The organism is Daejeonella sp., assembly GCF_049655485.1.
In the GTDB taxonomy this organism is placed as follows: domain Bacteria; phylum Bacteroidota; class Bacteroidia; order Sphingobacteriales; family Sphingobacteriaceae; genus Daejeonella.
In genome coordinates this window covers 1-11,666 of the sequence record NZ_JBASJU010000124.1, presented here as the reverse complement: position 1 = coordinate 11,666, position 11,666 = coordinate 1, and the positions used below count along the sequence as shown (strand labels likewise).

Sequence of the window (11,666 nt, the reverse complement as noted above, 5' to 3'; positions counted from 1 at the left end):
GATGGGATTTTCTTTGAAATCGCTCAGGAAGAGTTAAAAATAAGAACAAGAATATCTGCGCGCAGTACCCCTTTATTGCAGAAGGTATTTGCTTATGCTGATAGGAACAGAATTTAATTTTCTTTATCACGGCATCGCAAAAAACTTGGCTTTGCATTAAGTATTTCTAAAGCTTCGTCACAAAACGTCATGGCTTACGTATATAGACATGGTAACTATTCAGGAACATACTATCTTCCTGTTAAATTTGTCACATGAAACTTAGCTTATTACTACTCCCCATTGCAATTATACTTTTTGCTGAAAACAGCAGGGCTCAAATAAAAATACCTGGCGCTCTAAAGCAGGCAGCAAACTCCCTCTCACAAAGCGGAGCACCAAGCCAACTGGAAATAGGTTCAGCTCTAAAGGAAGCGTTAGAAATTGGAGTTTCTGCTGGAACTGACAGGCTATCAATTCAAAATGGATTTCTGGGAAATGCTGCTGTTAAATTATTATTTCCACCCGAGGCACAGAAAGTTGAAAAGTCCCTAAGAGGCTTAGGACTTAATAAGCCATGCGATGATTTTATCACGAGCATGAACCGTGCAGCTGAGCTTGCGGTCAAAGAAGCAAAACCCATCTTCATTTCGGCTTTACAGCAGATGACACTACAGGATGCGACAAACATATTGCTCAGTAAAGAAAAAAACACAGCAACCACTTATTTTCAACGAGTTACCAGCGATGCATTAAGTGCGAAGTTCCAGCCTATAATAAGCGAAGCCCTTAAAAAAACAGAAGCGACAAAATACTGGACTGACTTAAGCAGCAGTTATAATAAGGTTCCATTTGTTACTAAAGTACAAACTGACCTCACTGCCTATGCAACGCAGAAAGCAATGGATGGGTTATTTTACGAAGTCGCGCAGGAAGAACTAAAAATCCGTTCGAATTCGGGGGCGAGAAGTACTGCTTTGTTGAGGAAGGTTTTTGGGTATGCGGATGGGAAGTGAGAAGTAAAGAACTCCTTCATTACTCGAAGGAGCTCTTTTATTTTTATACAGTTTCGGGAGACTTGCGTCTCGCATCTGGTTTCTTTTCTTTATACTAAGAGTCTCACCGGTTCTTCCAGCAAAGCTTTTAGCGTCTGCAAGAAAGCTGAACCTGTTGCTCCGTCCACAACCCTGTGATCACAACTTAAGGTAACCTTCATGACGTTTCCTGGAACAACCTGTCCGTTTTTAACAACCGGAACTTGTGATATACCACCAATAGCAAGAATACAAGCATCAGGCGGGTTGATTATAGCAGTAAACTCATCAATTCCAAACATCCCTAAATTGGAGATGGTAAATGTTGAACCTTCCCAATCCGAAGGCTGTAATTTTTTAGTTTTTGCGCGTTGAGCAAAATCCTTCACCTCAGCTGAGATGTGAGATAATGACTTTCCATCAGCAAAACGAACTACCGGAACAAGCAAACCATCTTCAACTGCAACTGCAACACCGATGTTTACATGTTCGTTGTAACGGATTTTATCTCCAAGCCATGAAGAATTTACGTTAGGATGCTGCTTCAATGCAACTGCGACAGCTTTCAGTACCATATCGTTGAACGAGATTTTAACTGAAGCGAATTCGTTTATCTTACCTCTTGCCTCTATAGCACTATCCATGTCGATAGCCATAGTGAGATAGAAATGCGGTGCAGTAAATAAACTCTCCGAAAGTCGTTTCGCAATTACCTTACGCATCTGAGAAACTGGTTTCTCAGTGTATTTTTCCTCTCCTATAAACTGTGGAATAGTCACCGCAGTTGAACCGGAAGATGCAGGCGTTTCAACAGATGGAGTTGAAGCTGGGGCTGCTTGAGCAACCTGTTTAGTTGACGGTGTAAACCCTTCAATATCTTTCTTCACAATCCTTCCACCTTCTGCGCTTCCTTTAACTTCTTCGATGTTAATTCCCTTATCTTTCGCAATCTTACGTGCAAGCGGCGATGCTTTAACACGTGAAGAAGAATCACTTTGTACTTCTTGCTTTTCTTCCTTTTGTTCACTTGAAGCTGCCGGAGCTTCTGGAGCTGGATTTTTGGCTTCCTCAGGACTAGTTGTTTTGGCAGCTGTAGGCTTAGGAGCAGAACCTGACTTCAATAAAGGAGCAACATCAGTTCCTTCTTTCCCTACAATTGCAATAATCCCGTTGACTTTTGCAGCCTGCCCTTTTTCGACACCAACATATAAGAGGGTACCCTCAGCATAGCCCACAACTTCCATTGTAGCTTTATCAGTTTCTACGTCGGCAAGTGCATCATCACTTTTAACTTTATCACCAACTTTCTTATGCCATTCAGCAATAACGCCTTCGGTCATCGTATCGCTCAATAATGGCATACGAATAATCGTTGCGCCCACCGCGGCAGCGGCAGCGTCGGGATCTGAGGAACTTTCATTTGAAGCAGCTTCAGGCGCTGGTACCGATTCAGCAGCTTTAGGAGCTGCGTCTCCAGCCTCTTCAACTTTAACTGGCTCTTTATCAGCTTCTTTATTTTCTACAGGAGCTTCAGAAGCGGCTCCATCTAATGCAGCTTTATAATCCTCGCCTTCCTTACCAATAACAGCAATAACGGAATCAACAGGAGCGGCTGAACCTTCTTCTGCTCCGATATATAATAAAGTACCTTCCTGGTAAGATTCAAAGTCCATGGTAGCCTTATCAGTTTCGACCTCGGCCAGAAGATCTCCGGATTTAACTTTATCACCAACTTTCTTATGCCATTTAGCGATGACTCCCTCTGTCATGGTATCGCTCATTTTAGGCATTTTAACTACTTCAGCCATCTTTATTCCAGATTATATTTGAGTATCAATAAAATAATTAGTCGCGGATATACGGATAATCCGTTTGAACGTACACATCCTTATAAAGTTCGGCTGGTTCTGGCCAAGGCGATTCTTCAGAGAACTTAACTGATTCGTCAACAATAGCTTTGACTTTTTCGTTTATCTCTTCAAACCATGCTTCATCAGCATATTTTTTCTCTTCAATAGCAAGCTTCACAACTTCAATCGGATCTTTGGCTTTATAACCTTCAAGTTCCTCTTTAGTTCTATATTTCGCCGGATCGGACATTGAATGCCCTTTGTAACGATAAGTCCTGATCTCTAAAAAAGTAGGTCCATCGCCGCGACGTGCACGCTGAACTGCTTCATCCATCGCATTATGAACTGCCACAGGATCCATTCCGTCAACAGGTGCGCATGGCATATCAAAGCCTAATCCTATCTTATATATATCAACCATGTTAGTGGTACGGGCAACAGAGGTTCCCATAGCATAACCATTATTCTCACAAACAAACACAACCGGAAGCTTCCATAACATAGCCATATTAAAGGTTTCGTTTAGTGCTCCCTGGCGAACAGCTCCATCACCCATATAGGTAACACAAACCGCATCAGTACCGTTATACTTCTCAGCAAATGCAATTCCTGCACCCAGAGGGATCTGGCCACCGACAATTCCATGTCCGCCAAAGAATTTCTTTTCTTTACTGAACATGTGCATGGAGCCACCTTTACCTTTTGAACATCCGGTTGCTTTACCGTATAGTTCTGCCATAACTTCGTTCGCACCCATTCCTTTCGCCAGCGCGTGTGCGTGATCCCGGTATGCGGTGATCATAGAATCGTCGGGCCTGAGTACAGACATCGCACCAGCCATAACAGCTTCCTGTCCGATATATAAATGGCAAAAGCCTCTAATCTTTTGCTGTCCGTAGAGTTGTCCAGCTTTCTCTTCGAATTTCCGCATCAATAGCATTGATTCGTACCACTGAAGGTAGGTGTCTTTAGTAATTTCTATTGCACTCATTCCTAATAATGTCTGTTTTGTTTTAGCCCCGACGGGGGACGCAAATCTAACCATATCTTCCTAAAAAAAGAATAGCATTACGGGTTTGTTACGACTCATTTCACAGTTTTGTACGTCCCGAAAACTGTTAAATTCCAATTTCAGGCTTGGTTTTTAAAAAAATTGTCCTACTATTGTAACATTCTGAGAATAATAGCAGTATAAGAGGCGTTAATAGTCTTGTTGTTTCACTATAAACGAAGAGGAAAAAATGGGGAAAAAAGTAATTGTAGCAATGCTACTTATGATTTCAATTGTGTCAGTTCAGGCACAAACCAATAATAAAGATCCAAAGCCTGCCGCTAAGATTGAAGATCCTGACAATCTTGCCACAGAGTATTTTTCCCAAATTATGGGAGTTGCCCTTTCTGCAACCTCTAATCTAAAACTATACCAATTTGTGTACGACTGGATTGGAACGCCGTATCGTTTAGGCGGTGTTTCAAAAAATGGAATCGATTGTTCTGGTTTTGCCTTCGAGCTATATAATAAGGTTTTTAAAACCTTAATCGGCAGCAATTCAAGAAACATATACAGTATGGTTAACCCGGTCAATAAAGATCAATTGAAAGAAGGTGACCTGGTGTTTTTTAAAATCGGAAGCCGCTCCATCACTCATATGGGTGTTTATATGGGTAATAATAAATTTGCTCATGCTTCGAGTAGTAAAGGTGTAATGATTAGTGATCTGGATGAAAGTTATTGGAGAAAATATTATTATAATGGCGGACGACTTTTGGCTGCTTTTCGTGACTAAGATTGATTAAGAAGTCCTACTAAAATATAGAAGCACCGTACTAAAATAAGTACGGTGCTTTTTATTTATTTAGCCACATCAGTGGTATTTCTTACTAATCCTATTCCTGTAAAGAAGAAAATTATTCCTAAAACAGCAAATACGATTAATGATTTAGCCCCCTCAGAATTCTGAACAAACCCTACGGCAGCATATATAAGTCCTATTATTCCTAAAATGGTTAGAATAGTTCCGAAAGTTCTTTTTAAGTTCATGGTGTTTATAGTTTCGACAGTTGTAGCAAATTGCCTGCCATGCGAAAACATTTTAGCAGGAATTTTTATTATTGTTATGTTTGTTAATACACTTTATTTTGGAATTATCTAAGAACATCGCCATAGCGCTCAGCTATATTATTATTATCATTTCTTTGGTCCCCTTAATCCGCCATGATTATTGGATCTTCCGGGTGTGCGAATATCCCAGGCTTCAAAAGCTGTTTATCAATGTGGTTCTCCTCCTGTTTTTAGTGTTTTTCTTCGGTATTGAAACAACGCCCGACAAAGTCATAAGTTTCTTGCTTTTCCTTAATACCGGATATCTCATATACCAGGTTTTCCCCTTCACAAGTTTTGGCCCTAAGCAATTGCATCGCACTAAAAAGAACGAACCCAAAAAGCAAATAGGGCTTTTCATCGGGAACGTGTTCCAGTATAACCGTAACGCCGCCGAATACTTGAAATGTATTAAGTCTAAAGATCCGGATGTAGTCATGCTGGTAGAAACCGATCAGTGGTGGGCTTCACAACTTGAGACTTTGAAAGAAAAATATCCTCATCAGCTTTTAGCTCCATCCGAAAATACCTATGGGATGTTGCTGTATTCTAAATTTGAACTGCAGGAAGAGAAGGTGAAATTTTTGGTTCAGGATGATATCCCCTCCGTGCATATGAAGATCAAACTCCCTTCCGGGGATCTGATCAGCTTCCATGGTTTACATCCTACACCACCTGTACCCCAGGAAAATCCAAGGTCTACAGAAAGAGATAAAGAAATTTTATTGATCGGTAAAGAAGCAAAGAAAACCAAAGGTCCTGTTATTGTTGCCGGCGACCTTAATGATGTAGCATGGAGCTACACCACTGAACTTTTTTCAAAAATCAGCGGCCTTTTAGATCCCCGTAAAGGGCGAGGATTTTTCAACACCTTTCACGCTAAATATCACTTTCTCAGATTTCCCCTGGATCATGTCTTTTGTTCGAATGATTTCACTTTAGTCCACATCGAAAGAATGCCAAACTGCGGTTCTGATCACTTTCCTATGTTTATTAAACTGCAATATTCGCCTGAGGAAGCTGTGCGGCAAGAGGAACCTGAAGCCGATCAGGAAGACAAGGAAACGGCAAGTAAGAAGATCAATAAGGCAACTTAGTAAACTTCCATTCACTTTCTGAAACACCATGTAAATATGCAGACTGGGAGTTGGCTGAAAAAGAGTCGGGAAACATTCGATTGAAACAAAAAATAAGCGCAAAGTAAAATCAAGGGAAAGGCGTAGCAAACCCAAATAGACAACAGGTTTCTGATGCGTTTCCTGCGCGTTTCGTGCGCGTTTCAACCAGAGAATATAAGAACACTTCCGGACGTCATTATTTGTAACAATGTCGCCCAAAACAAGTCAGATGTTCAGCAAGCAGACCAGATATGCTTGCTGAAAAATCTTTCGTATATTCACTAAATTTCAGCCATATGTATACTAATTATATTCTCCTTTTTATCGCCTTCGTAATTCTCTTTAGTTCATTTGTCACTGTAAAACAGGGTACGATAGCGGTGGTTACCATCTTCGGTAAATATCGCCGGCTTTTAAAACCAGGATTGAATATGAAAATACCTTTAATAGAAATGATCCATTCCCGCGTTTCTATTCAAAACCGCTCGGTGGAGCTGGAATTCCAGGCGGTTACTATCGACCAGGCAAACGTTTATTTCAAATCAATGGTGCTTTATTCGGTTAACAATCCCGATGAGGAAACTATCAAAAACGTAGCGTTTAAGTTTATCAACGAGCAAAACTTTATGCAGGCACTCATCCGTACAATCGAGGGAACAATCCGTTCTTTTGTGGCGAGCAAAAAGCAGTCGGAGGTACTGAGCCTGCGTAAGGATATTGTGGATCATGTTAAGGATCAAATTGACACCGTTTTAGAAAGCTGGGGTTATCATTTACAGGATCTTCAGATCAATGATATTACATTTGACGAGGTGATCCTTACCTCGATGAGTCGTGTTGTTGCTTCCAATAACCTCAAAGCTGCTGCGGAAAACGAAGGTCAGGCTTTGTTAATCACTAAAACTAAAGCTGCTGAGGCTGATGGTAATGCAATAAAAATAGCGGCCAACGCGGAACGTGAAGCTGCACAACTGCGCGGGCAGGGTATTGCCTTGTTCAGGGAAGAAGTTGCGAAGGGTATGACTCATGCTGCGAATGAAATGAAAACCGCAGACCTGGATACATCGGTTATTTTATTTACGATGTGGACAGAGGCTATCAAACATTTTGCTGAGAATGGAAACGGCAACGTCATTTTCCTCGATGGCTCATCGGATGGTATGAAACGTACCATGGAACAGATGATGAGCATAAATGTGATGGATACTATCAGCGATAAGACGAAGAAATCTTAATCCTTATTATACATCAAAGTCATTTTAGCGACCCGTTCTTCCAGCGATTCGGTAATAAGTTTTTCGCGCCCCAGACTGTCTACCAATATGGGGAATGCAAAGGGCGTGGGGCGCTTACTTTCGGTAATAACTACCTTCAGTTTCTGAATGCGCTGTAAAGCTGCCCGCAGGCGAAATTCCTCAAGCTGGAACTGCATAGCCTCATGGTATGCCTGACGAACCAGGACATTGTCGCTTTCATACTCACTAAAAACTTCAAACAGCAGCGAAGTTGAGGCCTGAAGGTGCTTGCTTTTCATGGATTTTCCGGGGAAACCGGTAAACACCAGGCCGGCAATATGTGCTATATCACGGAAACGCCTTTTGGCCATCTCGTTGGAATTCAGGCTCTTTTGTATATCTTCGAGAAGATTTTCTATTGAAAAGAGGCCGGCTTTCAAGGCTTCTTCAAGTAGTATTTCCTCATCCGTAAGAAGCTCAAATCCATAATCATTCATGGCTATTGAGAAATTCGCCTTCTTAAGTTTAGATATTCTATATGCAAATAAAGAAGCCATACCTTCATGAACCAGTCTGCCTTCAAAGGGGTAAAAGAACAAATGAAAGCCATCCCGGGAATTGAATTTTTCTATCAGAAACTCCGATCGCAGAGGCACTCTTGATAAACTAGCCTGAATTTCGAATAAAGGCTTTAATGCCTTAACCTCCACATCCAGCCCCCTTGGGCTCTTCATCTTTCCGTTCGTCCCTTCATCCATAAGTGTGGCCACCTCGTCCAGCTTTTCGCGAAGTTTAGCGGATAATTGCGATGATAAGGGCATCCTGCCGCCCATCCAGCTTGGGATGATTCCTTTCTTCTTTGCCGACTTCCTCACAAAAGCAGTCATGTCTTTAATCTTAATCAATTCCAAGCTCCTCCCGGCAAACCAGAACGTATCCCCGATCTTCAGTCTGGAAATAAAATACTCTTCTATTGAGCCAAGATATCCGCCTGTAAGAAATTTTACCCGGATACTTACATCTCCTACGATGGTGCCCATACTCAACCGGTGATGCATCGCCACTCTACGGCTATTTACTTTGTAGAGCCCATTTTCTATCTCCACTTTAAGGAATTCGTCATACTGCGACAAGGTTTTCCCGCCTTTCGTAATAAAATCCAGCATCTGATTGAAATCTTTCCTTTCTATGTCGGCATAAGAATAAGTGGTTTTAATTTCCCGGAAAACCTCTTCTGGCCGGAATCCATCTGATACAGCCAGGGTAACCAGGTATTGCATCAGCACATCCATTGCCAGCAGAATGGGATCACGGCTTTCAAATACTTCATCAGTAATTGCCTGCTTCAAAGCAGCTCCTTCCAAAAGTTCAAGGGAATGAGTTGGCACAAACCAGGCTTTGGAAGTTGCTCCGGGATGATGCCCGCTTCGCCCGGCGCGCTGCATGAAACGGGCTACTCCCTTTGGGCTGCCAATTTGAACTACAGAATCAACCGGCCGAAAATCAACACCCAAATCGAGGCTGGACGTACAAACAACCAGGCGGAGCATCTCATTATGAAGGGCATTTTCAACCCAATTACGAAGCTCATTATCGAGTGAGCCGTGGTGCATAGCCATCACGCCCGCGTATTCGGGATACTTATCGAGGATGGCCATATACCATATCTCCGATTGCGACCGGGTGTTGGTAAAAATGAGGGTTGTTTTACTGTTTGCGACGATCTCCATTACCTGTGGCAGTAGTTTTATCCCCAGATGCCCCGCCCATGAAAACTCTTCAATATTCTCCGGGATAACGGATTCGATGATAATCTTCTTCTCCTGTTTGGCCCTGATGAGCTTTACATTTTCAGGATTAAAATCATTGCCCAAAAGAACTTCTGCTGCCTGTTCCAGATTTCCGATGGTAGCTGAAATCCCCCAAATCTTTAGGGTAGAGGGGTCCGGGTATTTAAGGTTCTTTAATCTTGACAAAGCAAGCTCAATCTGGACACCACGCTTACTTCCTAAAAGCTCATGCCACTCATCTATCACAATGGCCTGAAGGTTTTCGAACAGCTTTGGATATTCCTTTTGAGCCAACATCAAATGAAGGCTTTCTGGTGTGGTTAATAATATCTCGGGCTGTTTCCTTCGTAATTCCTGCTTTTCCTTAGCTGATGTATCGCCCGTCCTGCTTCCCACCTTCCATGGCAATCCAAGGTCGTCTACAACGGATTGCATTGCCTTGCGGATATCGTTCGTTAATGCCCGCAATGGAGTGATCCAAAGCAACTGAAGGCCGTTATTTTTTCGCGTCTGAAAATCCTTGGGATGATTGTTTATATACTCCGCAATAAATGGCAGGAACATGGCAAAAGTTTTACCACTACCAGTGGGAGCATTCAGCAGTCCTGAAGATCCCTTTAAAAAAGCTTTTTCCATTTCCTTCTGGAAGGGAAATTGCTGCCACTGTTTAGCGGTGTACCACTGTCTGATTATCTGTTGACCCTGTGTCATGGCAATTTAACCGGAGGAGAGTAGGAAAAGCATTTAAAAGAAAACCCCGCTTGTGCGGGGCTTCTATTATTGTAGGTTTAAATAGTCTGCCATGATCAGCAGGCTTTCATCGCGTATGAAATCTATATCGTCCTTAGGTTTGGGCTCGCCTTTTTTCAGAGCTGGAAGTCCCTTGGCAGCACGACGCTGGTTCTCTCTTGCAAGCGATTTCGCTTCCTGATCATCACGCTCTTTTTTAAGCTGTGCTTCGTTCAAAGTTATAGACGTCTCTGCATCCCTCTTTGCAAACTCCACTATATCTTCCTTCAGGTTTTTAAATTCTGGCGATTTCTGCATCCGCACCTCATGAAGTTTTTTCAGTTTAGAGCGGGTAGCATCAAGATTTGCTACTTCAACAAATTTGCTTGGAGCAATGGTGTCCCATGGAAGGGCCCTTGGCTCAGAACTTTCGCCGTATTTTTCTTCCGGGAAAACAGTAGGGAACTCAATATCCGGCTCTACGCCGCGGTGTTGTGTGCTGCTACCATTGACCCGGTAGAATTTTGCCATAGTCAAATTGATCTGGCCAAACTCCGGCGTGTTGCCGGAACGGGAAATCGCACCACCGGTAGCTTTCGTTCCTTCAATGTTGGTTTTATTGGATGCTGTTTGAGCTGCTTTTAACATCAGCAGGTCTGCAGGGCCAATAACTCTCTTCATGTCGATACCTTGTTGTACGGTACCTTTTCCATAAGTTTGATTACCGATGATAATCCCGCGTCCATAATCCTGGATAGCCCCGGCAAAGATCTCAGAAGCAGAAGCACTAAACCTGTCGACCATCACACCAAGCGGGCCTGCCCAGGCAACACCTGCATTTTCATCTTCATCAACGTCAATTTTATTCCTCCTGTCGCGAACCTGAACAACAGGCCCCTTATTTATGAACAAACCAGTAAGACTAATTGCTTCTGGAAGCGAACCTCCTCCGTTGCTTCTTAAGTCAAGTATTACGGCGTCAACATCTTCCTTTTTAAGACTGTCAAGCAGTATCCTAACATCGCGTGTTGTACTCTTATAATTTCTATCGCCGGCCTGCATAGCTTTGAAATCTGCGTAAAACGCTGGAAGCTGGATAATTCCAACTTTGTAAGTCTTACCGCCGGAAGTTATAGTTTTAGTCGTTTTCTTCGCTGACTGATCTTCCAACACTACTTTATCGCGCACCAGCGTAACAATTTTTGGAGTAGAGCTCATATCCTGGCCTGCAGGAATAACCTTCAAACGAACAGTGGTTCCTTTAGGGCCTTTGATCTTTGTAACCGTAACATCAAGTCTCCAGCCAATAACATCTACAAACTCTCCATTTCCCTGAGCAACGGCTATAATGCGATCGCCAACTTCCAGAGTTTTCGCTTTAAAAGCAGGTCCTCCGGGGATGATTTCGGCAATCTTTACAACTTCATTCTCCAATTGGAGACGCGCACCAATACCTTCAAAAGTACGGGCAAGATCCTCATTGAATTCCTGAGCTCGGGTGGGCACAAAATAGCTGGTATGGGTTTCTACAGATCCCGTAAAGGAATTCATGAAAATCTGGAACACATCCTGATTATTGAACTTTGTAGATTGAGATACCTGATTTTCGTATCTCTTTTTTAGGGTTTCAGCGATCTTAGACTCATCAGTCCCCGTAATCTTCAAATTAAGGGTTTCGTACTTAATCTTTTTAGCCCAATGAGCGTTTGATTCAGCCTGAGTTGCAAACCATGGCATCTTTTCCCGATCATAGACATAATTCTCATTTGATGCAAAGCTGAATTTGTTATCAATCTGCTTCAATGCATAATCAATTCTGTCATTAAAACG

At 42.5% G+C, this 11,666-nt stretch carries 10 protein-coding genes; 5 read left to right on the top strand and 5 right to left on the bottom strand.

Annotated features, from left to right (window positions below; all coding sequences use genetic code 11):
- The first annotated feature begins 6 nt into the window (after nucleotides 1–6).
- Together WBJ10_RS05125 and WBJ10_RS05120 are read left to right on the top strand one after the other, a co-directional pair.
- Entirely contained in the window at nucleotides 7–117 is a 111-nt protein-coding gene (locus WBJ10_RS05125; RefSeq protein ID WP_424288454.1) for a DUF4197 family protein, read from the top strand.
- A gap of 137 nt (nucleotides 118–254) precedes the next feature.
- Nucleotides 255–995, top strand: a complete 741-nt coding sequence (locus WBJ10_RS05120; protein ID WP_424288453.1) for a DUF4197 domain-containing protein — start codon at nucleotides 255–257, stop codon at nucleotides 993–995.
- An 89-nt stretch (nucleotides 996–1,084) separates the two neighbouring features.
- Here the strand turns inward: WBJ10_RS05120 and WBJ10_RS05115 are convergent, their stop codons facing one another.
- Nucleotides 1,085–2,821, bottom strand: coding sequence for a pyruvate dehydrogenase complex dihydrolipoamide acetyltransferase (locus WBJ10_RS05115; RefSeq protein ID WP_424288452.1), 1,737 nt, complete (start codon nucleotides 2,819–2,821; stop codon nucleotides 1,085–1,087).
- A gap of 37 nt (nucleotides 2,822–2,858) precedes the next feature.
- On the bottom strand, nucleotides 2,859–3,854 hold the full coding sequence (gene pdhA / locus WBJ10_RS05110; RefSeq protein ID WP_424288451.1) for a pyruvate dehydrogenase (acetyl-transferring) E1 component subunit alpha: 996 nt from the start codon (nucleotides 3,852–3,854) through the stop codon (nucleotides 2,859–2,861).
- A 250-nt stretch (nucleotides 3,855–4,104) separates the two neighbouring features.
- Here pdhA and WBJ10_RS05105 point away from each other — a divergent pair, with 250 nt between their 5' ends.
- On the top strand, nucleotides 4,105–4,650 hold the full coding sequence (locus tag WBJ10_RS05105; protein WP_424288450.1) for a C40 family peptidase: 546 nt from the start codon (nucleotides 4,105–4,107) through the stop codon (nucleotides 4,648–4,650).
- A gap of 65 nt (nucleotides 4,651–4,715) precedes the next feature.
- On the opposite strand, the gene WBJ10_RS05100 is transcribed toward WBJ10_RS05105, so the two are convergent.
- Entirely contained in the window at nucleotides 4,716–4,904 is a 189-nt protein-coding gene (locus tag WBJ10_RS05100) for a hypothetical protein (protein WP_424288449.1), read from the bottom strand.
- Between the two features lie 98 nt (nucleotides 4,905–5,002).
- Between WBJ10_RS05100 and WBJ10_RS05095 the strand changes: the two genes are divergently transcribed.
- Both WBJ10_RS05095 and WBJ10_RS05090 read left to right on the top strand, forming a co-directional pair.
- Nucleotides 5,003–6,061, top strand: a complete 1,059-nt coding sequence (locus WBJ10_RS05095) for an endonuclease/exonuclease/phosphatase family protein (protein ID WP_424288448.1) — start codon at nucleotides 5,003–5,005, stop codon at nucleotides 6,059–6,061.
- A gap of 317 nt (nucleotides 6,062–6,378) precedes the next feature.
- Nucleotides 6,379–7,317 (top strand): SPFH domain-containing protein, encoded by a 939-nt coding sequence (locus WBJ10_RS05090; protein ID WP_424288447.1) that lies wholly within the window; start codon nucleotides 6,379–6,381, stop codon nucleotides 7,315–7,317.
- On the opposite strand, the gene WBJ10_RS05085 is transcribed toward WBJ10_RS05090, so the two are convergent.
- The gene (locus WBJ10_RS05085; protein WP_424288446.1) at nucleotides 7,314–9,818 is read right to left on the bottom strand and encodes a ligase-associated DNA damage response DEXH box helicase; all 2,505 of its coding nucleotides are present in this window, start codon (nucleotides 9,816–9,818) and stop codon (nucleotides 7,314–7,316) included. The two genes, WBJ10_RS05090 and WBJ10_RS05085, sit on opposite strands and share 4 nt — an antisense overlap.
- 66 nt (nucleotides 9,819–9,884) lie before the next feature.
- Nucleotides 9,885–11,666 (bottom strand): carboxy terminal-processing peptidase (locus tag WBJ10_RS05080; protein ID WP_424288445.1); only part of this gene is annotated, 1,782 nt, incomplete at its 5' end.

Coding starts and splice junctions, on each gene's coding strand:
- WBJ10_RS05120 (WP_424288453.1), top strand. CDS start 255: ATGAAACTTAGCTTATTACTACTCCCCATTGCAATTATACTTTTTGCT.
- WBJ10_RS05115 (WP_424288452.1), bottom strand. CDS start 2,821: ATGGCTGAAGTAGTTAAAATGCCTAAAATGAGCGATACCATGACAGAG.
- pdhA (WP_424288451.1), bottom strand. CDS start 3,854: ATGAGTGCAATAGAAATTACTAAAGACACCTACCTTCAGTGGTACGAA.
- WBJ10_RS05105 (WP_424288450.1), top strand. CDS start 4,105: ATGGGGAAAAAAGTAATTGTAGCAATGCTACTTATGATTTCAATTGTG.
- WBJ10_RS05100 (WP_424288449.1), bottom strand. CDS start 4,904: ATGAACTTAAAAAGAACTTTCGGAACTATTCTAACCATTTTAGGAATA.
- WBJ10_RS05090 (WP_424288447.1), top strand. CDS start 6,379: ATGTATACTAATTATATTCTCCTTTTTATCGCCTTCGTAATTCTCTTT.
- WBJ10_RS05085 (WP_424288446.1), bottom strand. CDS start 9,818: ATGACACAGGGTCAACAGATAATCAGACAGTGGTACACCGCTAAACAG.